The organism is Micromonospora sp. NPDC047738 (assembly GCF_040642675.1).
Taxonomy (GTDB): Bacteria; Actinomycetota; Actinomycetes; order Mycobacteriales; family Micromonosporaceae; genus Micromonospora.
This window is the reverse complement of record NZ_JBEYSO010000034.1, coordinates 1-24,583: the sequence shown is the minus strand read 5'-3', so window position 1 is coordinate 24,583 and position 24,583 is coordinate 1. Positions and strand designations below refer to the sequence as shown.

General features: G+C 74.6%; 28 protein-coding genes and 2 pseudogenes. 12 read left to right on the top strand and 18 right to left on the bottom strand.

The features are described 5' to 3' along the window. The first annotated feature begins 338 nt into the window (after window positions 1–338). The 5 genes from ABZ783_RS32105 (at window position 339) to tsaA (ending at window position 3,408) form a co-directional block, all read left to right on the top strand. The gene (locus ABZ783_RS32105; protein WP_357445044.1) at window positions 339–935 is read left to right on the top strand and encodes a hypothetical protein; all 597 of its coding nucleotides are present in this window, start codon (window positions 339–341) and stop codon (window positions 933–935) included. A gap of 40 nt (window positions 936–975) precedes the next feature. Then, window positions 976–1,551, top strand: a complete 576-nt coding sequence (locus tag ABZ783_RS32100) for a copper resistance CopC family protein (RefSeq protein ID WP_357445042.1) — start codon at window positions 976–978, stop codon at window positions 1,549–1,551. Window positions 1,552–1,581: 30 nt separating this feature from the next. After that, entirely contained in the window at window positions 1,582–2,385 is an 804-nt protein-coding gene (locus ABZ783_RS32095) for a TIGR03084 family metal-binding protein (protein WP_357445039.1), read from the top strand. 77 nt (window positions 2,386–2,462) lie between these two features. Further along, window positions 2,463–2,921 (top strand): chorismate mutase, encoded by a 459-nt coding sequence (gene aroH / locus ABZ783_RS32090; protein ID WP_357445036.1) that lies wholly within the window; start codon window positions 2,463–2,465, stop codon window positions 2,919–2,921. Window positions 2,922–2,976: 55 nt separating this feature from the next. Further along, complete coding sequence (tsaA, locus tag ABZ783_RS32085) at window positions 2,977–3,408, top strand: tRNA (N6-threonylcarbamoyladenosine(37)-N6)-methyltransferase TrmO (protein WP_357445033.1); 432 nt, start codon at window positions 2,977–2,979, stop codon at window positions 3,406–3,408. 35 nt (window positions 3,409–3,443) lie between these two features. On the opposite strand, the gene ABZ783_RS32080 is transcribed toward tsaA, so the two are convergent. Continuing rightward, window positions 3,444–4,073: an MBL fold metallo-hydrolase gene (locus ABZ783_RS32080; protein ID WP_357445030.1), complete on the bottom strand. Its 630-nt coding sequence runs from the start codon at window positions 4,071–4,073 to the stop codon at window positions 3,444–3,446. After that, window positions 4,070–5,158: an S-(hydroxymethyl)mycothiol dehydrogenase gene (locus ABZ783_RS32075; protein WP_357445027.1), complete on the bottom strand. Its 1,089-nt coding sequence runs from the start codon at window positions 5,156–5,158 to the stop codon at window positions 4,070–4,072. Before ABZ783_RS32075 ends, ABZ783_RS32080 begins: the two co-directional genes overlap by 4 nt. Window positions 5,159–5,307: 149 nt before the next feature. On the opposite strand from ABZ783_RS32075, the gene ABZ783_RS32070 reads away from it, so the two are divergent. Further along, window positions 5,308–5,727 carry a hypothetical protein gene (locus ABZ783_RS32070; protein WP_357445024.1) on the top strand — a complete coding sequence of 140 codons (420 nt, stop codon included), beginning with the start codon at window positions 5,308–5,310 and terminating at the stop codon, window positions 5,725–5,727. 71 nt (window positions 5,728–5,798) lie between these two features. On the opposite strand, the gene ABZ783_RS32065 is transcribed toward ABZ783_RS32070, so the two are convergent. The 3 genes from ABZ783_RS32065 to ABZ783_RS32055 all read right to left on the bottom strand — a co-directional run bounded on the left by ABZ783_RS32065 (window position 5,799) and on the right by ABZ783_RS32055 (window position 8,943). After that, window positions 5,799–7,106, bottom strand: coding sequence for an MFS transporter (locus ABZ783_RS32065; protein WP_357445021.1), 1,308 nt, complete (start codon window positions 7,104–7,106; stop codon window positions 5,799–5,801). Beyond that, window positions 7,103–7,765, bottom strand: a complete 663-nt coding sequence (locus ABZ783_RS32060; RefSeq protein WP_357445018.1) for a GntR family transcriptional regulator — start codon at window positions 7,763–7,765, stop codon at window positions 7,103–7,105. Before ABZ783_RS32060 ends, ABZ783_RS32065 begins: the two co-directional genes overlap by 4 nt. 71 nt (window positions 7,766–7,836) lie before the next feature. Beyond that, window positions 7,837–8,943: a CapA family protein gene (locus tag ABZ783_RS32055; protein ID WP_357445015.1), complete on the bottom strand. Its 1,107-nt coding sequence runs from the start codon at window positions 8,941–8,943 to the stop codon at window positions 7,837–7,839. A 65-nt stretch (window positions 8,944–9,008) separates the two neighbouring features. Between ABZ783_RS32055 and ABZ783_RS32050 the strand changes: the two genes are divergently transcribed. Continuing rightward, the gene (locus tag ABZ783_RS32050) at window positions 9,009–9,806 is read left to right on the top strand and encodes an inositol monophosphatase family protein (RefSeq protein WP_357445012.1); all 798 of its coding nucleotides are present in this window, start codon (window positions 9,009–9,011) and stop codon (window positions 9,804–9,806) included. 13 nt (window positions 9,807–9,819) lie between these two features. Here ABZ783_RS32050 and ABZ783_RS32045 read toward each other — a convergent pair whose 3' ends face one another. Genes ABZ783_RS32045 through ABZ783_RS32035 form a run of 3 tightly spaced genes read right to left on the bottom strand, consistent with a single transcriptional unit; the run spans window position 9,820 to window position 13,072 of the window. After that, the gene (locus tag ABZ783_RS32045) at window positions 9,820–10,674 is read right to left on the bottom strand and encodes an alpha/beta fold hydrolase (protein ID WP_357445009.1); all 855 of its coding nucleotides are present in this window, start codon (window positions 10,672–10,674) and stop codon (window positions 9,820–9,822) included. Next, on the bottom strand, window positions 10,671–11,564 hold the full coding sequence (locus ABZ783_RS32040; protein ID WP_357445006.1) for an SDR family NAD(P)-dependent oxidoreductase: 894 nt from the start codon (window positions 11,562–11,564) through the stop codon (window positions 10,671–10,673). The genes ABZ783_RS32045 and ABZ783_RS32040 overlap by 4 nt, the downstream gene beginning before the upstream one ends. Before the next feature lie 14 nt (window positions 11,565–11,578). Continuing rightward, window positions 11,579–13,072 (bottom strand): NAD(P)/FAD-dependent oxidoreductase, encoded by a 1,494-nt coding sequence (locus ABZ783_RS32035; RefSeq protein ID WP_357445003.1) that lies wholly within the window; start codon window positions 13,070–13,072, stop codon window positions 11,579–11,581. Window positions 13,073–13,161: 89 nt separating this feature from the next. On the opposite strand from ABZ783_RS32035, the pseudogene ABZ783_RS32030 reads away from it, so the two are divergent. After that, a pseudogene (locus ABZ783_RS32030) lies at window positions 13,162–13,448 on the top strand (TetR/AcrR family transcriptional regulator); the annotation flags it as partial. On the opposite strand, the gene ABZ783_RS32025 reads toward ABZ783_RS32030, so the two are convergent. Genes ABZ783_RS32025 through ABZ783_RS32015 form a run of 3 tightly spaced genes read right to left on the bottom strand, consistent with a single transcriptional unit; the run spans window position 13,418 to window position 14,883 of the window. Continuing rightward, window positions 13,418–13,942: a hypothetical protein gene (locus tag ABZ783_RS32025; protein ID WP_357445000.1), complete on the bottom strand. Its 525-nt coding sequence runs from the start codon at window positions 13,940–13,942 to the stop codon at window positions 13,418–13,420. The pseudogene ABZ783_RS32030 and the gene ABZ783_RS32025 overlap by 31 nt on opposite strands. 9 nt (window positions 13,943–13,951) lie before the next feature. Further along, window positions 13,952–14,407, bottom strand: a complete 456-nt coding sequence (locus ABZ783_RS32020; RefSeq protein ID WP_357444997.1) for a hypothetical protein — start codon at window positions 14,405–14,407, stop codon at window positions 13,952–13,954. After that, window positions 14,407–14,883 (bottom strand): hypothetical protein, encoded by a 477-nt coding sequence (locus tag ABZ783_RS32015; protein WP_357444994.1) that lies wholly within the window; start codon window positions 14,881–14,883, stop codon window positions 14,407–14,409. The genes ABZ783_RS32020 and ABZ783_RS32015 overlap by 1 nt, the downstream gene beginning before the upstream one ends. A 43-nt stretch (window positions 14,884–14,926) precedes the next feature. Here ABZ783_RS32015 and ABZ783_RS32010 point away from each other — a divergent pair, with 43 nt between their 5' ends. Next, a complete protein-coding gene (locus tag ABZ783_RS32010; protein ID WP_357444991.1) occupies window positions 14,927–15,919 on the top strand; it encodes a WYL domain-containing protein in 993 nt (330 codons plus the stop codon). Between the two features lie 134 nt (window positions 15,920–16,053). On the opposite strand, the gene ABZ783_RS32005 is transcribed toward ABZ783_RS32010, so the two are convergent. Next, on the bottom strand, window positions 16,054–17,529 hold the full coding sequence (locus ABZ783_RS32005; RefSeq protein ID WP_357444988.1) for a PLP-dependent aminotransferase family protein: 1,476 nt from the start codon (window positions 17,527–17,529) through the stop codon (window positions 16,054–16,056). 29 nt (window positions 17,530–17,558) lie between these two features. On the opposite strand from ABZ783_RS32005, the gene ABZ783_RS32000 reads away from it, so the two are divergent. Both ABZ783_RS32000 and ABZ783_RS31995 read left to right on the top strand, forming a co-directional pair. Then, window positions 17,559–18,170: a LysE family translocator gene (locus ABZ783_RS32000; protein ID WP_357444985.1), complete on the top strand. Its 612-nt coding sequence runs from the start codon at window positions 17,559–17,561 to the stop codon at window positions 18,168–18,170. Window positions 18,171–18,179: 9 nt separating this feature from the next. After that, a complete protein-coding gene (locus ABZ783_RS31995) occupies window positions 18,180–18,887 on the top strand; it encodes a phenylalanine--tRNA ligase beta subunit-related protein (RefSeq protein ID WP_357444982.1) in 708 nt (235 codons plus the stop codon). A 44-nt stretch (window positions 18,888–18,931) separates the two neighbouring features. On the opposite strand, the gene ABZ783_RS31990 is transcribed toward ABZ783_RS31995, so the two are convergent. From ABZ783_RS31990 to ABZ783_RS31975, 4 genes are all read right to left on the bottom strand, one after another. Next, on the bottom strand, window positions 18,932–20,200 hold the full coding sequence (locus ABZ783_RS31990) for a sialidase family protein (protein ID WP_357444979.1): 1,269 nt from the start codon (window positions 20,198–20,200) through the stop codon (window positions 18,932–18,934). Then, window positions 20,193–20,759 carry a SigE family RNA polymerase sigma factor gene (locus ABZ783_RS31985; protein WP_357444976.1) on the bottom strand — a complete coding sequence of 189 codons (567 nt, stop codon included), beginning with the start codon at window positions 20,757–20,759 and terminating at the stop codon, window positions 20,193–20,195. Before ABZ783_RS31985 ends, ABZ783_RS31990 begins: the two co-directional genes overlap by 8 nt. 81 nt (window positions 20,760–20,840) lie before the next feature. Further along, window positions 20,841–21,263 carry a hypothetical protein gene (locus ABZ783_RS31980; protein ID WP_357444973.1) on the bottom strand — a complete coding sequence of 141 codons (423 nt, stop codon included), beginning with the start codon at window positions 21,261–21,263 and terminating at the stop codon, window positions 20,841–20,843. Between the two features lie 90 nt (window positions 21,264–21,353). Beyond that, window positions 21,354–22,115 (bottom strand): hypothetical protein, encoded by a 762-nt coding sequence (locus tag ABZ783_RS31975; protein ID WP_357444971.1) that lies wholly within the window; start codon window positions 22,113–22,115, stop codon window positions 21,354–21,356. A gap of 384 nt (window positions 22,116–22,499) precedes the next feature. On the opposite strand from ABZ783_RS31975, the gene ABZ783_RS31970 reads away from it, so the two are divergent. Beyond that, complete coding sequence (locus tag ABZ783_RS31970; RefSeq protein ID WP_357444968.1) at window positions 22,500–22,928, top strand: archease; 429 nt, start codon at window positions 22,500–22,502, stop codon at window positions 22,926–22,928. Between the two features lie 22 nt (window positions 22,929–22,950). Here the strand turns inward: ABZ783_RS31970 and ABZ783_RS31965 are convergent, their stop codons facing one another. Together ABZ783_RS31965 and ABZ783_RS31960 are read right to left on the bottom strand one after the other, a co-directional pair. Beyond that, window positions 22,951–24,369, bottom strand: coding sequence for an RtcB family protein (locus ABZ783_RS31965; RefSeq protein ID WP_357444965.1), 1,419 nt, complete (start codon window positions 24,367–24,369; stop codon window positions 22,951–22,953). Window positions 24,370–24,417: 48 nt separating this feature from the next. Continuing rightward, a pseudogene (locus ABZ783_RS31960) lies at window positions 24,418–24,583 on the bottom strand (dipeptide/oligopeptide/nickel ABC transporter ATP-binding protein); the annotation flags it as partial.

Below are 24,583 nucleotides of genomic sequence, written 5' to 3'. Positions count from 1 at the left end.
CGGACGCCGCCCGGCTGCGAGACCCGTCCCGTGGGAGTGCCGGCGGCACGCCGGCCCGGTCCGCCGCGCGCCGGGACGGACCGACAACGGCCGCCCGGTCCCGGCCAGCCGGGGCTCCGCATCGGCCGGGTGGCGCTGGCCCGGTACGGGCGGTCCTATCGTCCGAATCGCCGTCCAGACGCCGCATCTTCCCAGTTGCTAACCAGAACCGAGCAGTTCAAAGCGGTGTGAGGCAGCTCAGCCGGCGCTCCGCCGAACTGCGCAACATCGAAGAGCATGGCGGTCCCGGACGCCGTTAGCGTGGCTGGTGCAGCCCAGTCACACGGATGGAGACAGTCATGCGCGTCCATGAGGCAGAGCGCGGCCGAGGCCTCGTCGCCCGGATCAACGGCCGGTACCACCAGACGGCGCTCCGGCTCTACCTGCTCGTCGTCGTGGCGCACTGGGCCGAGCACCTGGTGCAGGCCTACCAGATCTGGGTGCTGGGCAAACCCCGGCCGGCGGCCCGCGGTGTGCTCGGCCAGTTCTACCCCTGGCTGGTCACCTCGGAGTGGCTCCACTACGGCTACGCCCTGCTCATGCTCGTGGGCCTGTTCCTGCTGCGACCGGGCTTCGTGGGGCGGGCCCGCACCTGGTGGACGGTCTCGCTCGCCCTGCAGTTCTGGCACCACATCGAGCACGCCCTGCTGTTCATCCAGGCACAGACCGGCGCCTACCTCTTCGGCGCGAAGGTGCCGACCAGCATCCTGCAGCTGGTCCTGCCGAGGGTGGAGCTGCACCTGTTCTACAACTCGGTGGTCTTCGTCCCGATGGTGGTCGCGATGTACCTGCACCTGCGGCCCAGCCCGGCCGAGAGCGCGGCCATGTCCTGCGCGTGCGCGGCGAGCCACCGCCCGTACCGCGAGCCGATGCCGTCCTCGCCGATGCCCGCCTGAGATGGCCGGCCGTCACCTGATCCGGGCAGTGGTTCCGGCCGTGCTCACCGTCGCGCTCGCCGTGCCGGCCGCGCCTGCGGCGGCGTCGGGCGGGGACGACGCCACGGCCAGCGTACCGGCCGACGGGGCCGCCCTGCCCGCCGCGCCGACGCAGGTGGAGCTGACCTTCTCCCGGCCCCCCGTCGCGGCCCGCTCGCACCTGGCCGTCGTCACCGAGGACGGCCGGCGGGTGAACCCGTCCGACACGCCGACCGTCGCCGGGCGCCGGCTCGTCCAGGCCGTCTCGATCCAGCGGCCCGGTGTCTTCACCATCGCGTACCACGTGGAGTTCGCCGACGGCGGCGAGGCGCAGGGCAGCCGGCGCTTCAGCGTCGGCACCGGAGCACCACCCCCGGCCGCACCGGTGCCGGCGGAGGCGGCGGCGGCGGTGTCGGAACACCAGCACGGCGTCGACCCGGTCAGCGCGGTGCTGCTGGTGGTCGACGGCCTGGTGGTCCTGGGCGCAGTGACGATGCTGCTGCGGACCCGCCGGCCACGGCACGCCGGACCGGACCCGTCCGCCCTGCCCGGGCCGTCCGCCACCCATCCCGGACCCGGCATCCGGCCGGTTCCCTGACCAGCGCCCGACCGATCGAGAGGAAGACCCGTGACCGCACAACCCGATGTGTACGCCCAGCTGACGGCCGAGGGCCAGGACGTGGACAGGTTGGTGGCCGACCTGGACGCCGCCGGGTGGGAGCGCCCGACGCCGGCGCCCGGCTGGACCATCGCCCACCAGATCGCCCACCTGGCGGCCACCTTCCGGATGGCCGAGCTGGCGGTCAGCGACCCGGACGCCTTCACCCGGCTCACCTCCGGGCTCAGCGCCGACTTCAACGCGAACGTCCAGCACGCCCTGGCCGGCTACCTGGCCGAGCCGCCGGAGGTGCTGCTCAAGCGCTGGCGGGCCGAGCGGGCGGCGGTGGACGACGCGCTGACCGCGACGCCGCCCGGGCAGCTGGTGCCGTGGCTGGTCCGCCCGCTGCCGGCGGCGGTCCTCGCCGCGGCCGGCATGATGGAACTCTTCGCCCATGGTCAGGACATCGCCGACGGGCTGGGCGTGCGCCGGCAGTACGGCGACCGGATCCGGTATCTGGTCGAGTTCGTGGTCCGGACCTGGGACTTCGGCTACCAGTCCCGCGGCGTGGCCGTACCCGACGTGCAGCTGCGGTTCGAGGTGACCGGGCCCTCGGGGGCATCCTGGACGTTCGGTCCGGCCGAGTCCGGCGAGCGGATCAGCGGGCCGGCCGTCGACCTCTGCCTCCTGGCGACCCGTCGTCGCCACCGGGATGACCTGGCGCTCACCGCGACCGGCGCCGAGGCGGACCGCTGGCTCGACATCGCCCAGGCCTATCGTGGCCCCGCCGGCGCCGGGCGGCAGCCGGGACAGTTCGCCGGCGCGACGGCCTAGGCAGGGCCGGTCACCAGCCGGCGAACCGACCGCGCGGCCGTCGTCGACGGCGGCCGCGCCCGAGCGGAGGTACCCAGATGCGGCCGGGACAGCGGATCCGACACCGGGCCGGGCCGCCCGCAGTCGTCCGGGCGGTGCGCGGTGCGGTCCAGGTGGAGCGGGACGACCCCGAGGTCGTCGACACGCAGACGCAGTTGCTCCTCACCGAGGTGATGCGCCGCAACGGCCTGACCGCCGCCGATGTCATCAGCATCCTGTTCACCGCGACACCCGACCTGGTGAGCTGCTTCCCCGCGGTGGCCGCCCGCCGGCTCGGACTCACCGACGTGCCGCTGCTGTGCGCCACCGAGATCGCCGTGCCCGGCGCCCTGCCGCGGGTGGTTCGGTTGCTGGCACACGTCGTCACCGCCCGGCCGGCGTCGACCCTGTCGCACGTCTATCTGAACGGCGCCGCCCGGCTGCGCCCCGACCTGTCCCCCGCCGAGGAGGTCCGCTCCGACCCGAACCGGCCCGGCGGCCCCGTCGCCGGCGGGTAGGGGTGACCCGGCGGCGCGCCTCGTCATCGGGCCCACCCTGTGCGACGTTGTACGGATGCAGACTCATCCGTCCGGCCCGGAGGCCGCGTCGTACGCGCTGCGGCCCGTCGGCCGGGTCGAGTCCCCGCTGACCGATCCGGCGCTGGCGCCGAAGCAGGGCGACGAGGGAGCGCCGGAGGCGTGGCTGGTCTTCGACGAGACGTACGCCCCGGCGCTGCGCGGCCTGGGGCCCGGTGCGGACCTGCTGGTGCTGACCTGGCTGGACCGGGCGCAGCGGGACGTGCTCGTGGTGCACCCACGGGACGACCGGTCCCGGCCGGAGACCGGGGTGTTCGGCACCCGCTCGCCGCACCGCCCGAACCCGATCGGACTGCACCGGGTACGGGTGCGCGAGGTGGCCGGCCTGCGGGTGCGGGTGGCCGACCTCGAAGCGGTGGACGGCACCCCGGTACTCGACCTCAAGCCGGTGCTGGACGGCGAGCGCTGAGCCCGACCGGGTCGGCGACCCGGCCGGGCGGTGGTTCAGTGACCCCGAGCGATCCACTCGGCGACGTGCGGTGCCTCGGCGCCGATGGTGGTGTCGTCGCCGTGTCCGGTGTGGACCACGGTTTCCGGCGGCAGTGTGAGCAGCCGGGTCCGGATCGAATCGATGATGGTGCCGAAGTCGCTGTAGGAGCGGCCGGTGGCGCCGGGCCCGCCCGCGAAGAGGGTGTCGCCGGTGAAGACGGCGCCGAGGTCGGGGGCGTGCAGGCTGCACGCGCCCGGGCTGTGCCCGGGGGTGTGCAGCACCCGCAGCGTGCTGCCGCCGACCGCCACCGTCTGGCCGTCGGTCAGCTCCCCGTCGGGTGGCGTGTCCGGGTGGACCTGGTCCCAGAGCACCCGGTCGGCGGGGTGCAGCAGCACCGGAGCGCCGGTGACCCGGGCCAGTTCGGGCGCGACCCGGACATGGTCGTCGTGGGCGTGGGTGGCCAGGATGGCGACCACCCGGCGGTCGCCGACGACCTTGCGGATGGCGGCCACGTCGTGCGGGGCGTCGACGACGACGCACTCGGCGTCGTCGCCGATCACCCAGACGTTGTTGTCGACGTCGAAGGTCTGCCCATCGAGGGAGAACGTGCCGGAGGTGACGGTGTGGTCGACGCGGGCGGTCACGGGAACACCACCACCGAGCGGAGCACGTCGCCGTGGTGCATCCGGGTGAACGCCTCCTCGACCTGGTCGAGGGCGATCTCCTCGGTGACGAACGCGTCCAGGTCGAGGCGGCCTTGCCGGTACAGCTCGGTGAGCATCGGGAAGTCCCGGCTGGGCAGGCAGTCGCCGTACCAGCTGGACTTGAGTGCCCCGCCGCGGCCGAAGACATCCAGCAGCGGCAGCTCGATCTTCATCTCCGGGGTGGGTACGCCCACCAGCACGACCGTGCCGGCCAGGTCCCGGGCGTAGAAGGCCTGCTTCCAGGTCTCCGGGCGGCCCACCGCGTCGATGACCACGTCGGCGCCGAACCCGCCGGTGGCGGCGCGGATCGCCTCGACCGGGTCGTCCTCCGAGGCGTTGACCGTGTGGGTGGCGCCGAACCTGCGGGCCCAGTCGAGCTTGCGGGAGTCGGTGTCCACCGCGATGATCGTGGTCGCCCCGGCCAGGGCCGCCCCGGCGACCGCCGCATCGCCGACGCCGCCGCAGCCGATCACCGCGACCGAGTCGCCGCGGGTCACCTGACCGGTGTTCATCGCCGCGCCGAGGCCGGCCATCACGCCGCAGCCGAGCAGACCGACGGCGGCGGGTCGGGCGGCCGGGTCGACCTTGGTGCACTGCCCGGCGTGGACCAGGGTCTTCTCGGCGAACGCGCCGATGCCGAGGGCGGGGGCGAGCTCGGTGCCGTCGGTGAGAGTCATCTTCTGGGCGGCGTTGTGGGTGTTGAAGCAGTACCAGGGACGGCCCCGGCGGCAGGCCCGGCACACCCCGCAGACCGCCCGCCAGTTGAGCACCACGAAGTCGCCGGGGGCCACCCCGGTGACCCCCGCCCCCACCTGCTCGACCACACCGGCGGCCTCGTGCCCGAGCAGGAACGGGTATTCGTCGGTGATGCCGCCCTCGCGGTAGTGCAGGTCGGTGTGGCACACCCCGCACGACTGGACGCGGACCACCGCCTCGCCCGGCCCCGGGTCGGGCACCACGATGGTGGTGACCTCCACCGGCGCGCCCTTGCGCCGCGACACGACTCCCCGGACTTCCTGGCTCACGGGCCCCTCCTGCGGTCGGTTTGCGATCACGTCCCTGGAGCGAACCTACCGCCCGATCACATCACCGGCTTGCCGCTGTGGGGCGGGTTATCCCGCGCGTCGCGGGGTACGCGGGGGCCCGGGCTTCTCCGGCACTGACGGGAGTGATCATGAAGCTGACGCATGCGCCGCTGCGGGTCGCCATCGGCGCGTTCATCCTGAATTCCGGGCTCAGCAAGCGGAGCCTGGAGGGCGAGGCCGCTGCGGGCTTGCACGGCATGGCGGTCGGCGCGATCCCGCAGCTGCAGCAGTTCGCGCCGGACCAGTTCGCCAAGCTGCTGTCCCGGGCCGAGCTGGCCCTGGGCGCCGCGCTGCTCGTCCCGTTCGTGCCGTCGTTGCTGGCGGGTGCGGGGCTGACCGCGTTCGGCGCCGGCCTGGTGCAGCTCTATCTGAAGACGCCGGGCATGCGGGAGCAGAACAGCCTGCGACCGACCCAGGCGGGGATCGGCCTGGCCAAGGACGTCTGGCTGGTCGGCGCCGGGCTGACCCTGGTGCTGGACGCGCTGACCCACCGCCGCAAGCACCTCTGAGGCACTCCGCGCGCTCGACGGTACTCGCGGGGCGGGACCCGCGCCGAGGGCGTATCCGGCTCGGCCGGCGGTCAGGCGCCGGCCGGCGCGGGCACCGGGGCGGCGGTGCGCTCGGCCGCCTGCCGACGGCGGGTGGCGTTGCGGTAGCGCAGCACCTGCACCGCGCCGAGGCCCCACAGCAGGTACTGCACCGCGAACGCCCAACGGAACGCGTCCAGCGGCGGGGTGTCGCGGCCGGCCGGGTTGGCCAGGTCCAGCACCACGCCAACGGCCAGGATCAGCAGGATCGAGGCGACGAACCCGCCGACGTTGACGATCCCGGTGGCGCTGCCGATCCGGTGCATCGGGTTGAAGGTGCGCGCGTAGTCGAAGCCGATCATCGAGCCGGGACCGTTCACCGCCAGGACGACGACGAGGGCCACCAGCAGCCAGTGCGGCGCGCGTCCCGGCCAGGCCAGCACGACCGCCCACACGGCGGCGGTGGCCGCGGTGATGGCGAAGACCACCACCGACCGGTGGAACGGGTGCCGGGCGCACAGGTGCGCGATCACCGGCCCGCAGATCAGGGTCACCACGGTCATCAGGGTGAGCAGGGACGCCGCCGCGGTGGGCGTGAAGCCCTGGCCCTGGACCAGGAACGGGTAGCCCCAGAGCAGCGCGAAGACCGAGCCGGAGAACTGGGTGACGAAGTGGGCCCACAGGCCGAGGCGGGTGCCCGGCTGGGCCCACGAGTCAACGAGCTGCCTGCGGATTGTGGCCAGGTCGGCGGCGACGGCGGCGGGGTGCGCGGCGTGCGGGGTGTCCCGGACCGCGACGAGGACCAGCAGCAGCACGGTCGCGCCGAGCGCCGCCGAGGTGAGGAACGCGGGCGTCCAGCCGACGTGGTGCAGCAGCGCCACCAGGGGTACGGCGCCGAGCACCGCGCCGAGCTGCCCGACGGTGCCGGTGAGCTGCACCAGCAGCGGGTTGCGCCGCCCGGGGAACCAGAACGCCACGATCCGCAGCACGCTGATAAAGGTCATCGCGTCGCCGAGCCCGACCAGCACCCGGGCGGCGACGGCGAGCCGGACGTCGGTGGCGAGGGCGAAGCAGAGCTGGCCGGCGGCCATGAGCGCGCCGCCGGCCAGCAGCAGCCGGCGGGAGCCGAACCGGTCGAGGAGCACCCCGACCGGGACCTGCATGGCCGCGTACACGGCGAGCTGGGCGACGGAGAAGGTCGCCAGGGCGGCGGCGTTGATGTGGAAGCGGTCCGCCGCGTCCACCCCGGTGACGCCGAGCGAGCTGCGGTGGAAGACGGCGGTCACGTACGCGGTGACGGCGACCGCGTAGACCAGGGTGGCGGAGCGGCGTGGGGCGACCGTAGGGGCGGCGGCGCTCACCGCAGTGTCCGCAGCACGGTCGCGGCGTTGTCGACGTGCGCGCCGACGGCGTCGAGCCAGGCCTGGATGTCGTCGCCGTCGAGCGCGGCGAGCTGGCCGGCGTGCTCGGCGAGCACCACCTCGGCCCAGCCCGGCGAGAGGCGGAAGCTGGCCTCGCCCATCCGGAGCTGCCGGTCGCGCAGCCGCTGGTACAGCTCGGCGAGGATCTCGTTGCCGGCCGCCTCCACCACGGTGGCGTGGAAGGCCCGGTCGGCGGCCATCAGGGCGGTGACGTCGCCGGCGGCGTGCGCCTGCCGCATCTCGTCGAGCCAGCGGGCCAGGTCGGCCCTGATCTCGGCGCGGCGGGGCCAGACCCGCTCGGCGGCGTGCAGCTCGACCAGGCGTCGGGCCTCGATCACGTCGGTGATCTCCCGCGTGGAGACCGGCCGGATCAGCGCGCCGCGCTTCGGGTAGAGGGCGACCAGGCCCTCGGCCTCCAGGCGCAGCAGCGCCTCCCGGACAGGGGTGCGGGAGACCCCGGCCGCCTCGGCGATCTCGCCCTCGCTGATGAGCTGCCCGCCCGGATAGACCTGTTCCAGGATGGCCCGCTTGAGGTGCCGGTACGCCCGCTCGGCGGCCGAGGGCCCGGCGGTACGCGCCGAGGCGGTGGGATGCGTCATGTATCTATGATGCGTGCCGAGCGGGTGGCAGCCCCCTGCCGCCCCCGCGAAGGTGACCCGTCCCACGCAGTTCAGTCGGGGCGCAGGGTGATCAGGCCGTCGTCGCCGAGGTTGAACCGGGTCCGGTACGCGGTGCCGAGCCCGTCGAGCAGGTCCGCCAGCCAGCGGGCCTCCTCCGGGGCGGCCCGCTGCAGCCGCATCCGCCGCATCCGCACCGGCACCAGCCGCAGCCGGCGCAGCTCGCCGGTCTCCGCGTCGAGCGTGGGCAGGTGCAGCAGGCGCAGCTCGGGCCGGTACGACTCCTGCCCGCCGATCCCCTCGTAGTCGTCGATCAGGTCGCCGCAGCCGTAGAGGACGAGCCGCCCCCGGTACCGCTCGATCGGGCGGGGGTGGTGCGACGAGTGGCCGTGGACCACGTGCACCCCGGCGTCGACCAGGGTGTGCGCGAAGCGGACGTGCTCGTCCGGCACCTCGTGGCCCCAGTTCGACCCCCAGTGCACCGAGACTAGGAGCAGGTCCCCGGGCCGGGCCTCCCGGGTGATCCGCTCGGTGAGCGCCTCGGCCGACCTCGCCGAGGCGTCCGGCAGGTACGCCACCCCGGGCCGCCCGTCGGCCGCCGCCCACTGGGGGTACACGCCGCTGGACGGGGTGCCCACCGACCAGACCAGCAGCCGGTGGCCCCCGGTGAGCCGTACCACGGCGGGCCGCCACGCCTCGTCGGCGTCCCGGCCGGCGCCGGCGGTCCGGATGCCCGCCGTGTGCAGGGTGTCGAGGGTGTCGGTGAGCCCGGTGGGGCCGAAGTCGAGGACGTGGTTGTTGGCCAGCGCGCAGACGTCCAGCCGGGCGGCGGTGAGACAGGCCAGGTTCGCCGGGTGCATCCGGTAGTGGATGCCCTTGCCGGGGGCGTACTCGCCGCGGCCGGTCACCGACGTCTCCAGGTTGACGATCCGGGCGTCCGGGCGCAGCGCGTTCAGCAGTTCCAGCGCCTCGCCCCACGGCCAGTCCGGCGGCACCGGGCGCGGCACGGGGCCGGTGACGGACTCGGCCAGCTCGACGTAGCGGCGGGCGTCGGTGACGGCCGGCTCGCGCAGCGCGGGCGGCCCCGGGTGGGGCAGGATCTGGTCCACCCCCCGGCCGGTCATCGCGTCGCCGGCGAGGAAGAGGGTCACCTCGGGCATGGCGGTTGTCTTCCCACCCCGGGCGCTCCCGCACCTGCCGGACGCACCCGTTCTATGCTCCAGCCATGATGATCATGGATCGGGACGTGGCGATCGCCGCCGCGGAGGCGGGGGCCGCCGTCGTGCGGTCCCGATACGGGGCCGCGCTGGCGCGAGTGGAGAAGTCGGGGGGCGACTTCGCCACCGCCGCCGACCTGGAGGCGGAGCAGGCCATCCTCGACGTGCTGCGGGCCGCCCGGCCCGACGACGCGGTGATCGGCGAGGAGAGCGGACGCACCGGGGCGGAGCGCGCCGACCGCACCTGGCTGGTCGACCCGCTCTGCGGCACCCTGAACTACGCGGCGCGGATGCCGCTGGTCGCGGTGAACGTGGCGCTGCGGACCGGCGCGGGCGTCGCGGTGGCCGCCTCGGCCGACCCGTTCGCCGGGGAGCTGTTCTGGACCGACGGCGGCCCCGCCCAGGTACGCCGGGACGGGGTGGACGAGCCGCTCACCCCGTCGGCCGAGTCCCGGCTGGTCGACGTCAACCTCGACCCGCCGTTTCCGAACGGTCCCGCGTTCCAGGCCGCCCGGCTGCTCGCGCACCCGGAGTTCGGGGCGCGGTTCCGGCCGCGGGTGGTCTCCACGACCCTGGCGGTGGCCTGGGTGGCCGCCGGCCGGCGGGCGGCGTACGTGACCGACGGCCACCTGGCGGACAGCGTGCACTTCGCCAGCGGGATCGCCCTGTGCCGGGCCGCGGGCTGCGTGGTCACCGGGCTGCGGGGACAGCCGCTGCACACCGGCGCGGGCGGGTTGCTGGTGGCGGCGGGCCAGGACACCCACCGCGCCCTGCTGGCCCTCGTCGAGGAGCAGTTCGCGGGCTGAGGCACCGTACGCGTCAGCTGGCGGCGGGGCGCGACCAGAAGTCGGTGACCAGGGCGTGGAACGCCTGCGCCCGCTCGATCTGCGGCATGTGCCCGGTGTCGGGGAACAGGTGGGTCCGCGCCCGCGGCAGTCGGGCCCGGGCCGCCGCCAGGTGGTGGGCGGGCAGGATCAGGTCCCGGTCGCCCCAGAGCACCAGCACGGGCAGGTCCAGCGCGGCCACCGCGGCGAGCAGTTCGGCGCGCCACTGTGGCCGTACGCCCCGCCAGGTGCCGAGGTTGCGGACCAGTTCCAGCATCACCTGCGCGGCGTGCGGTTGGCGGGCCACCGCCAGCGCGAGCGCGATCCGCTCCTCGGTGGCGTACGCCGGGTCGTGGAAGATGGTCTGCTCGGTGCGTCGGGCGATCGCCGGGTGCGGGCGCAGCAGCAGCCGGGCCAGCGGGCGCAGGGCGAGCAGCCGCAGCGCGACGGTGACCTCCGGGCCGAAGCCGGCGCTGTTGACCAGCACCAGGCTCGCCGCCCGGGCCGGCTGGTCGGCGGCGAGCCGCATGGCCACCGCCCCGCCGAGGGAGTTGCCCACCAGGTGCGCCGGACCGGTGACCCCGGCGGCGTCCAGGAACTCGGCGACCGCCCGGGCGAGGGCGGGCAGGGTGTGCGGCGCGTCCAGCGGCGCGCTGCCACCGTGGCCGGGCAGGTCGACGCTGATCACCCGGTGGTCGCCCGCCAGCAGTTCGTGCTGGGCGGTGAAGTCCTCCAGGGTGCGCCCGATGCCGTGCAGCAGCACCACGGGCGGGCCGGCACCGGCGATGCGGCAGCGGACCGGGCGGCCGGCCACGGTCACGCTGTCGGCGGGCGGCAGGGCGACGGTCACGATGAGCGCTCCGTCTCCGACGCGACCGGCTCGGGGTCGGGCCGCGGCGCCGGCACCCGGGCGGCCCGGCGGTTCATCCCCAGCGCCAGGACCTTCCCGTACGAGGCAGGGGCGAGCCGGGCCAGCAGGTCGGGCAGCTTCGCCGACCAGCCGATCAGCACCCGGCCCCGGCGGCGCTCGACGCCGCGCAGGATCACCTCCGCGGCCTTCGCCGGGTCGATGGAGAGCAGCTTCTCGAACTCCTTCCGGCCGGCCTCGTGCTCCTCGCGGGCGACGCCACTGCCCACCCGGGCGCTGGCCGCGATCCGGGTGCGGATGCCGCCCGGGTGCACGGAGGTGACGCCCACCCCATCCTCGACCAGCTCGTGCCGCAGCGCCTCGGTGAAGCCGCGGACGGCGAACTTGCTGGCCGAGTACGCCGCCTGCCCGGCGGGCGCGATCAGCCCGAACAGGCTGGAGATGTTGACCAGGTGGGCGGCCGGCTCCGCCTTGAGCGCGGGCAGCAGCGCGTGGGTCAGCCGGACCACGGCCCGGAAGTTGATCTCGATCACCCAGAGGAACTCCGCCAGGGTGACCTGGTCGAAGCGACCGCCCAGCGCGACGCCCGCGTTGTTGATCAGCAGCCGGATCCGGGGATGCCGCCGGCGGAGCTCGGCGGCCACCCGGTCGGTGGCGTCGGCGTCGGCGAGGTCGACGAGGTGGGTGTCGATCCGCCGTTCGGGGTGGGCGGCGCGGATCGCGGCGACCACGGCGTCGAGCCGCTCGGCGTCCCGGTCGAGCAGGACCAGGTCGGCGCCGCGCCGGGCCAGCCCGTGCGCCAGAGCCTCGCCGATGCCGCTGGCCGCGCCGGTGACCACCGCGGTGCCGCCGGGAAAGACGAAGTGACGCATCGTGCTCCTCTCGGTCAGGCGACGGGTGCGGCCGGCTCGGCGGGGGCGGGCGCACCGGCACGGGAGAAGCGGACCCCCTCGTCGGTGAGCCGGCCGTGCCGCATCAGCAGCACGTCCCGGGGATAGTTCTGGTGCAGCCGCCACGGCGCCGTCGGGCCCTGCTTGGGCAGCCGGTCGACGGCGCGCAGCACGTACCCGGACTTCAGGTCGATGAGCGGCACCAGCTCGCCGGCGGCGGGGGCGACCGGGGTGACGACCTGCTGGCCGGTGCCGTCCAGGTGACGCAGCAGCCGGCAGACGTACGTGGCGACCAGGTCCGCCTTGAGGGTCCAGGAGGCGTTGGTGTAGCCGATGGTCAGGGCGAAGTTCGGCACGCCGGAGAGCATCATGCCCTTGTAGGCGACGGTCTGCGCCAGGTCGACCTCGGTCCCGTCCACGGCGAGGGTCATGCCGCCCAGGGCGAGCAGGTTGAGGCCGGTGGCGGTGACCACGATGTCGGCGGGCAGTTCGATGCCGGAGGTCAGCCGGATGCCGTGCTCGGTGAAGGTCTCGATGGTGTCGGTGACCACTGCGGCCCGCCCGTCGCTGACCGCGGCGAAGAGGTCCCCGTCGGGCACCACGCAGAGCCGCTGGTCCCAGGGGTTGTAGCGGGGCGCGAAGTGCCGGTCGATGTCGTACCCGACCGGCAGCCGACCCTGGGCGGCCCGGCGCAGGAACCTCTTGACCAGGCCGGGGGCGCGCCGGCTGAGCTGGAAGTTGACCACCCCGAGCAGCACGTTCTTCCAGCGCACCACGGCGTACGCGGCCTTTGCCGGGAGGCGGCGCCGCAGCGCGTCGGCGAGCGGGTCGCGCGACGGCAGCGCGATGACGTACGTGGGTGAGCGCTGGAGCATGGTGACGTGACCGGCCCGCTCCGCCATGGCCGGGACCAGGGTGACCGCGGTGGCGCCGCTGCCGATCACCACGACCCGCTTGCCGGTGTGGTCGAGGTCCTCGGGCCAGTGCTGCGGGTGCACCAGCCGGCCGGCGTACCGCTCGATCCCGGGGAACTCGGGGGTGTAGCCCTCGTCATAGCGGTAGTAGCCGGCGCAGGTGAACAGGAACGCGCAGGTGAGGACGACGTCCTCGCCGGTGTCGTCACGATGGGCGTGCACGGTCCAGCGGGCGGTGCCGCTGTCCCACTCGGCGCGCACCACCCGGTGGTGGAAGCGGATGTGCTCCGGCACGCCGTACTCCCGGGCGGTCTCGCGGACGTATTCCCGGATGGCGTCGCCGTCGGCGATCGCCTTCGGATTCGTCCACGGCTTGAACGAGTAGCCGAGCGTGTACATGTCGGAGTCGGACCGGATGCCGGGGTAGCGGAACAGGTCCCAGGTGCCGCCGATGGCGCCGCGGGACTCGAGGACCGCGTAGGTCTTCCCCGGGCAGTTGCGGCGCAGGTGGACGGCGGCGCCGACGCCGGAGAGCCCGGCACCGACGATGAGGACGTCGACGTGGTCGGAAGCCATGGTGTCTCCGGTTCGGGGCGGCAGTGGTCCGGACACTACCCACCAATGGCCGATCGAAGACTGTGAGGGGTTTTACGAGTCGGGGTGGCGCCCAGGTCCGCAGCACCAATGCCGAGGTGCGCCGGCTCTGGGCCGAGGTCCTGGAGCGCTGGGTACACGCGGTCGACGCGGCCATCGACGGGCGAGCGCCGGCGCGGCCCCGGACGGGCTGCCCGCCCGGGACCTCGCCATCGCACTGAACTCCATGAACGAGCGGGTGTGGTACGCCACCTTCGCCGGCGACGGGCCGGCGGCGGCCGAGCGGGACGTGGTCGACGTGCTGCTGGACGTCTGGCTGACCGCGATTTACCGCACCATTACGCCGCCGCCGGCCTGAGCGGCGGCGTGCGCCTCGCGCAGCCGCGCCATCATCAGGTCGAAGTCCGCGGCGGACAGCACCGGCCCAGTGTTCTTCCGCGAGCCCACCAGCCTCGAACGCTGCTGCACCGGCGTCTCCCACGCGCCGTCCCGAGTGAGCACCCAGGCAGCGTTCCGGACGGTCGCCGATCCGAGGAACCGCGCCGCCCGGACGTCGAACCCCGTCACCTGCGACCAGGGCAGCAGTCGGGAGCGATGCACGTACCGGAGCAACAGGCCACGCTCGTTGCGGTAGACGCCGGCCAGGTAGAGCCGGACCGCGAAGGTCAGCCAGACCGCCAGAAAGGCGACCGCACCGAACATCTGCAGTGCGGTCGTCGGGTCGGTCCCGCCGGCAACCTCACGAAGGATGCTCGCCGTCACCACCGACGCCGCCGCAACGCCACAGCGAACGAAAAGCCCGACGACCGCCTGCCGCAGCCCCCAGGGGTCGACCCGCCGCCATCGCCGCACGGCGTCACGCTAGCGGGCACGCGCAAACTCCATGATCCAGTTCGTCTCCCAGGTGCGCTCGCCGTCGGTGGAGAACGCCTGCTCCCAGCGGCAGGACGTGGGGGTGATGCCGGACCAGATGAACCGGCAGCGGACCGGCCGCCCCTCGTCGGTGTCGTCGGCGTAGAAGGTGCCGACGCCGTCGACGAACCGGCCCACCACGGGCGGCAGTTCGAGGACGCCTCGGCGGCTGTTCATCCAGTAGATCGACCAGAGCCCGGTCGACGGGTCGAGGATCCGCACCGTGGATCCGGAGAACCCGCGGGTCGGGAAGCGGATCTCGTCGAAGCTGCCCGCGCCGTCGAAGAACCGGTGCGCGACCGTCGTGCCGGGGAACTCGTCCCAGTCGTCGCTGCCCACGTGCCGCTTGTGCAGCCGCCGGCTGGCCACGTCCCAGCTGCCCACGAGGAAGTCGAAGTCGCCCATCAGCGTCCCACCGGCCCCTCGGCCCGGAAGTCGGCCAGGTATCCGGCCAGGTCGGGCCGGTCCGGCGCGAGCAGGTGGCGGACCCAGGCGGCCCGCTCGTGCTCCAGCACGCCCAGTTCCCAGACGCAGCCCACCCCGGGCCGGTCCAGTGGGATGAAGTGCGTGGGGTCGTCGTCCGGGCAGTCCAACGCGGGCTGCCCGGCGATCGCGATCCGGCACTCCACCACGTTGTCGAAGAACCAGCTGTACGCCAGCAGGTAGGCCCCGGTGTCCGCGCCCCGGTGCAGCACCACCCAGCTCGCCGGCGGGGTGCCGCCGTCCGACCCGGGCAGCAGCTTCGGCAGGTACGCGTACGCGGCCTCGATCACGGCCGGTTCGAGCCGGCGGTCCGGCTGGTCGATGTGGTAGCGCTTGACGTGCCGGCCGGCGACCTCGACGGTCCCCGGCACGGTCAGCTCCTTGTCTCGGAATGCCATGCCGGGACGGTAGGGCCACTCCGCTGACAGCTACTGTCAGTGGATGCGAGCCAGTCGCCTCCTGTCGATCCTGCTGCTGCTCCAGGCCCACGACCGGCTCACCGCCGCCGAGCTGGCGCGCCGCCTGGAGGTCTCGGTGCGCACCATCTACCGGGACGTCGAGTCGCTGCACGCCGCCGGCATCCCGCTGTACGGCGAGGCCGGCCACGCCGGCGGCTACCGCCTGGTCGACGGCTGGCGGACCCGGCTGACCGGGCTCACCGCGGAGGAGGCCGACCGGCTGCTCTTCGCCGGGCTGCCCGGGCCGGCCGCCGAACTGGGCTACCAGTCGGTGGTGGCCACCCTGCAACTCAAGCTGCGGGCCGCGTTGCCGCCCCCGCTGGCCGACCGGGCAACCCGGCTGCAACAGCGTTTCCACCTGGACACCCCCGGCTGGTATTCCGACGGCGACCCGTCGCCGTACCTCGCGCCGGCGGCCGAGGCGGTGTGGCGGCAGCACCGGATCGAGGTCCGCTACCGCAGCTGGACCGGCGAGGTGACCCGGGTGCTGGAGCCCTACGGCCTGGTGCTCAAGGGCGGTCGCTGGTACGTGGTGGCCGCCCGGCCGGACCGGACCGAGCCGGCGACCTACCGGGTCAACCAGATCCTCGACCTCACCCCGCTCGACGAGCCGTTCGAGCGGCCCGAGTTCGACCTGCCCGGCTGGTGGCGGACGCACGTGGCGGACTTCCGGGCCCGGCTGCACCGGGACGAGGCCACCATCCGGCTCTCCCCGCGCGGCCGGAAACGGCTGCGGGAGATCGCCAGTGACCCAGTGATCGCCGCGGTGGACGCCAGCGCCGGCCCACCCGACGCGGCGGGCTGGGTCCGGGCGGTCATCCCGATCGAGTCACTCACCCACGCCCACGGCGAACTGCTGCGGCTCGGCGCCGAAGTAGAGGTCCTCTCCCCCACCGCCCTGCGCGACCACCTCGCCACCACCGCCACCGCCCTGACCACCCTCTACCACCCGCCATCGCCCGCCCCACCCAGTTGATCAAGGAGGTTGCGTCGATGTTGATCACTACGGAGACGCAGAGCTCTTGATCAACGGGAGCGTCCCGGCGGGGCGTTGGCGGGAGCGGGGTGGTCGCGGGAGCGGGGTGGTCGCGGGAGCGGGGTGGTCGGCGGTCAGGGGAGGTCGCGGAGGGCGGAAGCGACGGTGGCGAGGCCGCGGTCGATGTCGCTGGCGACGTTCGCGGCGTAGCCGAGCACCAGGCCGGGCGGCTGCGGCCGCTGCCCGTGCCAGGACAGCGGCTGCACCTTGACACCCCGGCGCAGCGCCGCCGCGGCCAGCTCGACGTCGTCGACGTCGCCGTCGAGGGTGACCAGCAGGTGCAGGCCGGCCGCGGCGCCGTGCACGACCGCGCCGGGCAGGTGCGCACGGACCGCCCGGATCATCGCGTCCCGGCGGCGCACGTGCCGGCGGCGCAGCAGCCGCAGGTGCCGCTCCAGCGCGCCGGAGTCCATCAGCTCCGCGAGCACCAGTTGGGGCAGCGCGGCGTTGCCCAGGTCGGCCATCCGCTTGGCCGCCACCAGCGCCGGGTGGTACCGCTGCGGCACCAGCACCCAGCCGATCCGCAGCGCGGGTGCGAGCAGCTTGGAGACGCTGCCGGCGTAGCAGACCTGCTCGGGCAGCATGCCCCGCAGCGCCGGCACCGGCGGGCGGTCGTAGCGGTGCTCGGCGTCGTAGTCGTCCTCGATGACCAGGCCGCCCCGCTGCGCCCAGCGCAGCAGCCGCCGGCGCCGGTCACCGTCGAGCACCACCCCGGTCGGGAACTGGTGCGCCGGGGTGAGCATCACCGCCGGGGCGCCGCTGGCCGCCAGCAGGTCCACCCGCAGCCCGTGCGCGTCGACCGGCACCGGCGGGGTGTCCAGCCGCCAGTTGCGCAGGTGCTGGCGTACGCCGAGGGAACCGGGATCCTCCACGGCGACGGTGTGCACGCCGTCGCCGTGCAGCACCTGGGCGAGCAGGCCGAGCGCCTGGGACACCCCGGCGACGATCACCACCTCGGCCGGGTCGACCCGGATGCCCCGGTTGCGGGCCAGCCAGGTGGCGACCGCGAGCCGCAGCGCGGGGGTTCCGGTCGGGTCGCCGTACCCGAAGGCGGCGGGCGCCAGGCGGTGCAGCACCGCCCGTTCCGCGCGCAGCCAGGCCGCCCGGGGAAAGGCCGCCAGATCCGGTACGCCGGGCGTCAGGTCCAGTTCCGCCGGGGCGGTACGCAGGGCGTCGAAGACGTCGGTGTCGGGCTGGTCGGCGAACACCCCGACCCGGGCAGGTGCCTCCGGCGCGCGGGTGACCACTGCGGCGGGGGTGGCCACCACGACGGTGCCGGCCCGGCCCCGTCCCACCACGTGACCGTCCTCGGTCAATCGTTGGTACGCCTCGGTCACCACGCCCCGGGACACACCCAGCTCGGCGGCGAGCACCCGGCTGGCCGGCAGGCGAGCCCCCACCGGCACCCGGCCGTCGGCGATGGCCGCCCGCAGCCGCCCGGCCAGCCAGTCGGCGCGCCCGCCCGGCGGGGCCTCGCCGACGTCGAGCTGCAGGAAATCGGCGCCGGCCGCTATGGACCCCTCGACCTCCGCAGCTTTGGCCCTGTCCATCGGACCATTATGGCCGCAGGGTGGACCGCATGAGCATCGCCTTCCTGCTGACCACGCTGGTCGTGGTCGCCACCCCGGGCACCGGAGTGGTCTACACGCTCTCCGCCGGGCTCGCCGCGGGCCGCCGCGCCGGACTCGTCGCCGCGGCCGGCTGCACCGTCAGCCTCGTCCCGCACCTGGCCGCCGCGGTCACCGGCCTGGCCGCTGTGCTCCGCGCCGGCACCCCGGCGTTCCGGGTGGTGACCTGGCTGGGCGTGGCCTACCTGCTCTGGATGGCCTGGTCCGCGCTGCGCGATCGGGGACCACTGCCGCTCGACGACGGCGCCCCGCCCCGCCCGACCGCCCGGCTGATCCTCGACGGGGTGCTGGTGAACCTGCTCAACCCGAAGGTGACCGTGTTCTTCGTGGCATTCCTGCCGCAGTTCGTACCCCCGGACGCGCCCGCGGCGGCGGCCCGGATGCTGGCCTGCGGCACGGTCTTCATGCTGACCACCTTCGTGGTCTTCGCCGGGTACGGCGTGCTGGCCGGCACGCTCCGGCACCGGGTGCTGGCCCGGCCCCGGCTGACCGCGCTGCTGCGGCGCGGCTTCGCCGGCAGCTTCCTCGCCCTGGGCCTCGGCCTGGCCCTCACCGCCCGATAGGAGTCTCCCGTGCGTTTCCGGCACGATCCGCAGGTCTGGTCGACCTTTCCCGAGCTGGCCTGCGGCGTCCTGCACGTCACCGGCATCACCCCCACCGCCGACGTCGGCCCGTGGCTCACCCGGTACGCCGACGCCGCCCGGGCCCGCCTCGCCGTCGGTCCGGAGAGCGGATTCCCGGAGATCCAGGCGTGGCGGCGGGCCTTCGCCCGGATGGGGCTGGCACCGACCCGCTACCGGTGCGCCGCCGAGTCGCTGCTGCGCCGCTTCCGCCGCGACGGCCGCCTGCCCCGGCTGCACCCGCTGGTCGACCTGGGCAACGCCCTCTCCCTCGGGTACGCCGTGCCGGTGGCCGTCCTCGACGTCGACCGGATCGACGGGGACCTGGCGGTACGGCCGGCCACCGGCGCGGAGACGTACCTGACCCTCGGCGGGGACGACGAACGCCCCGAGCCGGGCGAGACGGTCTTCGCGGACTCGGCCGGCCGGGCGCACTCCCGCCGCTGGACGCACCGGCAGAGCGGCTGGTCGGCGGTCCGCGAGGACACCACGGAGGTGCTCGTGGTGATCGAGGCGCTGCACGACAGCGGGGCCGAGACGGTGCCCCGGATGCTCGCCGAGCTGGCCTCGGCCGTGGCGGACCGGTGGCGGGCACCGGTCCGGTCGGCGGTGCTGACCGCCGACGCGCCGGTCTTCGCGGTGGCGCCGGCGGCCAGCTGAGGGGGCTCCCGGGCGACCGGAGTCGCCGGGGAGCCCCCCACCGGTCACAGCGTGGGCGGGTCCAGCCAGCGCCACGTGACGCCGTCGGCGGAGAGCCAGGCACCCATGCTGTCCGGCCAGCCGGTCTGGACGTACCCGCCGGACACCGGCAGCGGGTCGGCGCCTGGCCCGAGGGGCGCGGGACGCAACGTCGCGCCGCCGTCGGAACTGTTGAACATCAGGGGGTCCTCGCGGGCGGTGACACCGGCCTGGACCATCAGCACCCCGTCCGGCCGCACCGCCGCTCGGATCGTGCGCTCCCCGACCTTGGCCGTTCCCGTGGTACGCGCCCAGGTGCGGCCGCCGTCCGCGCTGCGCCAGATCACCAGGCCGCCCCGGACCCGGCCGACGGCGTAGACCGTGCGACCGTCCTGGGTGGCCACCGCCGGTCCGCCGACATCGTCGGAGGCGGTGAGCCCGTCGGGGAACTCGTGCCGCCGCCAGGTTCGGCCGCCGTCCCGGCTGACCTCGACGGCGCTGCCGGACCAGGTCACGCGACCGCCGTCGCCGACCTTCTCCCCGGTGCGGCCGCTGACCCAGAGGCCGGCGCCGATCGGCGCGCTCGCCACGGTCGCCGCGTTGTGCAGCGTGGACCGGTTGGCGAGCTGCGCGACGTCCCCGGTGGCCGGGTCCACGGCGACCAGCGCCTCGCGGTCCGGGCCTGGTTGACGGGCCAGCACCGGCCACCCGGCCGGCAGCGCGTCCACCCGCCGCGCCTCGACCTGTCGCCAGGTGGCCCCGCCGTCGCGGCTGGCGGCCCACCGGGCGTGCGAACTGTCCGGGCTGGACCGGGGCAGATACCAGGCGACCAGGGTGCGGGGCCCCACCACCCGCAGGTCCACCAGAGCGTCGTCCGGCACCGGCAGCGCGCCGGTACGCCAGTGCCGGCCCCCGTCGTCGGTGCCCGCCCAACGGGGCGGGCACCCGTCGCGGCACTCGTGGTATCGCAGATACACATGGTTGAGATCACCGGCTCCCGGGCGTCCGGTGACGACCTGCTGGCCCGGGCCGGGCGTGCGCGTGGGGCCCGGGGTGGGGATGAAGTCCGGGGTGCGGTCCGGGCCGAAGCCGGGAGCCGGCACTGGCGGACGCTCGGGCGCGGGGCGGCCTGCGACCGCGATCCCCGAACCGGTCGCCAACAGGGCCACCACGGCGACGGTGACGATCCGGTGTCGCTGACGTCGCCGCCGGGCACGCGCCGCCACCTGCTCGAAGTGCGGCTTGAAGCCGGCCTGGGCGGCGACGTTCAGCCCGGCGAAGTCCAGCTCAGGCATGACGGACCTCCCGCTCGGCACAGGTCGGGGAGGTCGTCTGATCGGCGCGGACGTGCTCCGCCGAGTCGTCGGGGCCGGTGTCGCCGAGGTGGTCGGCCAGGGCCCGGCGGGCCCGCACCAGGCGGGTCTTCACGGCCTCCACGGAGCAGCCCAGGGCGTTCGCCACCTCGCTCACCGGTAGGTCGGCGAGGTGGTGCAGCACCACGGTCTCCCGGGCCTGCCGAGGCAGCCGCTGCAACGCCGCCACCAGAGCGACGTGGTCCGGCGACAGGGCCGGCGCGGTGTGCTGCGCCGGATCGAGCCGCCCGGAGCGGACGATCCGCCCCAGGACCACCCGACGCCGGTGCCGGGACCGGGCGACGTTCAACGCCACCGTCCGCAGCCACGCCTCCGGGTTCTCCACCAGCCGGAAGCGCCCGGGCCGCGCCAGGGCCCGGACGAACGCCTCCTGCACGACGTCCTGCGCCTCCGCGTAGTCGCCGGTCATCGCGTACATCTGGGCCACCAGGCGGGCCGCCGAGGCGGCGTACACCTCGCTGATCTGTTGCTGTGGGTCCACATCGTCCCCTCCCGTGTCGGTCGTCGCACCCGGTACGACCGACGAGTGGACGGCGAGGTGACATCCGGTCGACCGAGGGCGTCAGTCCTCGTCGGGCCAGCGGGGGTCGGGCTCCTCGATCCAGCGGACCCGCCCGGCCTCCGGGCCGAGGATCTCCTCGAACTCGGCCCGGGTGATCTCCCCGCGGCGCAGCCGCCGGACGTTGGCGACGAACCGGGCCATCCCGGCGCCCCGGAGATCCGGCTCCGGCGCCAGGCCGCTCGCCGTGGCCAGCGACCGGGCCTCGTCGACGACCTGGCGCGGGTCGTCGGGGTCGACCGGCTCGCCGTGCAGCTCGCGCAGCGCCACGGCGAGGCGGGCGTCGGCGGCGGGGCTGGTGCCCCAGGACCGGGCGAGGTCGACCGTCCGGCCGAGGGTGTCCTCACCCACCTTCTCGGCGCGCAGCTCGGCGCGCATCATCCGATGAAAGAGGACGGTCACGGCGTCGGAATCGTCGGCGATCATGTCCGGCACGGTAGCCGGCCGGTGCGACAGTCTCCGGCGGTCCGCTCACTCCGCGCGGGGCCGCTCACGCCGAGGTCGAGCCGGGAGAGGTCATGCGGCCACCCCGAGGATCCGTCGGGCGTTTCCGCCGGCCACCGCCGCCACCGTCAGCGGGTCCAGATCGGAGTGGCGCAGGCGCAGCCGGGGCACCACGGCGTCGTGGAACGGGGTGCGTGAGCCGTAGAGCAGGCGCTCGACGCCGACCTGCGCGGCCACCGTCTCCAAGGCGTCCGGGGAGTTGAGCAGCCGGGTCGAGGTGTGGAAGCCGGGCTCGTCGCGGGCGGCCACGACGAAGTCGCCCAGGTGGTAGAAGTGCGTGTCGAGGAAGACCACGGTCGTGCCGCGCAGGGGCCGCCAGAACCGGCGTACGTCGCCGCCGGCCAGCAGCACCAGTCCGGCTTCGGTGGCGCGTCGGGCGACGTACCGCACGGACGGGAAGTCCGACTCCACCCGCTGCTCGTCGGGGAAGAGTCGAACGGCCCGGACGCCCCGCTCGGCGAGCCGGACCACCTCCCGCTCGGCACCCAGCGGGTCCCGCAGGTCCACCGCGCCCACGGGCAGCACGGCCGGCCCGGCGAGGGCGGCCACCTCGTCATTGCCGCTGGGCACGTCGAACAGGGCCGCCCGCAGGCTGGCCACGGCCGCCGCGGCGATGCCGTTGGCGGCGAGCGCCGCACGTACCTGGGCCGGGTCGCCGTCCGGCCCGGGTCGATCGGCGTACCGGCCGACCAGGACGTCGACGTCGAACGTGACCGGTGGCAGGTCGTCCGCCGCGAACGGCCTCCTGGTGCCCTCCCGCTCGTGGCCGGTCACTGCAGCACCCGGGCCCGGTCCGCACCGGACAGGTCGGGACCGTACGGGTCGACGGCGTACCGGGAGGCCGCGCGCCCCTCGTGGGCCGCGATCCGGAGCATGCGCTGCACGTTACCTTCCATCGGTTCGGTGAAGGCGGCGCCGGCGAGGCGTCGAGCCGCGCCGAGGCGGCGGCTCGGTCACGGTCATGGCCGCAACCAGGCTACGGTTGGCGATCCACGGGCGTCAACGCCGTGCCGGCTCGCCCGAGACGGTCCGTTGCCGCGGGTCGGTGGAAGCGCCCGCGCCGGGCGGCCGCCGTCACGTACGGTGGCAGCGGCACCACCGCGCCCGCCGCGACGGCGTACGGTTCGGTGGCCGCGGGCGTCCGGTATGGGAGCGGAGATGGGCAGACGACCGGCGCGGGGGCACCGGAACGTGCCGCACACCGCCGACGTACGGATCGAGGCGTGGGCGCCCGACCGGGAGGACTGCGTGGCCGAGGCGGTGAGCGCCCTGGTCGACACCTTCGTCGACACCGCCGGCGCGGACGGCACTGCCGAGACCGAGTTCTCCGTGCCGCCGGGCAACGACGAGAACATGCTGGTCACCGTCCTCGACGAGGTGATCTTCCGGATGGAGACCGCGGGCGTGTTGCCGCTGGCCACCGACGTACGCCCGGCGGACGACGGCGGGCTGCTGGTGCGGTGGTGGACGGTGGACACCGACGCGGTGGAGCTGGTCGGTGCGGTGCCCAAGGCGGTAGCGCTGCACGAGCTGCGCTTCGGCCCGGACCAGGACGGCTGGTCCTGCGCGGTCACGCTGGACGTGTGACCGGCGAGCCCTCGGGGTGCGGTCAGCCCTTCGCCACGCCGAGCGGGACGAGCCGGGCGACCCGCCGGCAGAGCCCGGCCCCCTCGGTGGCCTCGATGACGGCGGTGATGTCCTTGTACGCGGTGGGCATCTCCTCGGCCAGCCCCTTCCGGGACTTGCCCCGGACCGCGATGTCCTGCGCCTCCAGCTCGCGGCGCGGATCGTGCCCCCGGACCGCCTTGGTGGCCTGCTTGCGGCTCTGCGTCCGGCCGGCGCCGTGACAGGTGGAGGCGAACGCGGGTGCCCCCGGTGTCCCGACCAGCACGTACGAGTCGGTGCCCATCGACCCGGGGATCAGCACCGGCTGCCCGACCGGGCGTAGGTCCTCCGGCAGGTCCGGGTGCCCCGGCGGCAACGCCCGGGTGGCGCCCTTGCGGTGTACGCAGAGCCGCCGCTGGTCGCCGTCGACACCGTGGGTCTCGATCTTCGCGAGGTTGTGTGAGACGTCGTACACCAGGTCCAGGTCGCCGCCGGTGATCTGCTGGAACACCTGTCGGGCCGAGTGGTGCAGCAGTTGCCGGTTGGCCCGGGCGTAGTTCGCCGCGGCGGCCATCGCACCGAGATAGGCGCGCCCCTCGTGGGACGACACCGGCGCGCAGGCGAGCTGCCGGTCGGGCACGTGGATGCCGTACCGGGGCATCGCCTTCTCCATGGTGTGGATGTGGTCGGTGGCGATCTGGTGCCCCAGCCCCCGCGACCCGCAGTGGATCATCACGCAGACCTGGCCCGTGCGCAGCCCGAATGCGCCGGCCACCGCCTCGTCGTACACCTCCTCCACGGCCTGCACCTCGAGGAAGTGGTTGCCGGAGCCGAGGCTGCCGACCTGGCCGGCGCCCCGCTCCACCGCCCGGTCGCTGACCTGGGCCGGGTTCGCGTCGCCGACCGCGCCGTAGTCCTCGCACCGGTCCAGGTCCCGCTGGACGCCGTAGCCGCGTTCGACGGCGTAGCGGGAGCCGCCGCGCAGCACCGAGTCGAGCTCGCCCCGGTCGTTCAGGTGCCACACCGCGCCCTTGCCCATGCCGCGCGGGGTGGCCTCCCCCAGGCCGTCCATCAGCGCGTCCAGTCGGGGCCGGAGCTCGTCGCGGTTGAGGTGCGCGGCGAGCAGCCGGACGCCGCAGGAGATGTCGAAGCCCACGCCGCCGGGCGAGACGACCCCGCCCGCCTCGACGTCGGTGGCGGCAACCCCGCCGATCGGGAAGCCGTAGCCCCAGTGGATGTCCGGCATGGCGTACGAGGCGCCGACGATGCCGGGCAGGGTGGCCACGTTCGCCACCTGGTCCAGCGACTTGTCCGCCCGGGCGTCCGGCAGCAGCGACCGGGACGCGAAGATCACCCCCGGGACCCGCATCGGGTCATGCCGGTCGATCCGGAACCGGTACGGCGACTCCTCGACCAGCTCCATGCGGCACGGGCTACCCCGCTGCGGGGCGGTTACACCCGATTCGGTCGATCAACCCACTGCAGCGTCCTTGGCTTGGGTCAGTGCTCCGCGTTCGGGGTAGTGGCAGGCGGTGAGTTGGGTACCGCCGTCGCGGGTGATCAGGGCGGGTTCTTCGGTGGCGCAGTGGTCCTGGGCTTTCCAGCAGCGGGTGCGGAAGCGGCAGCCCGATGGTGGG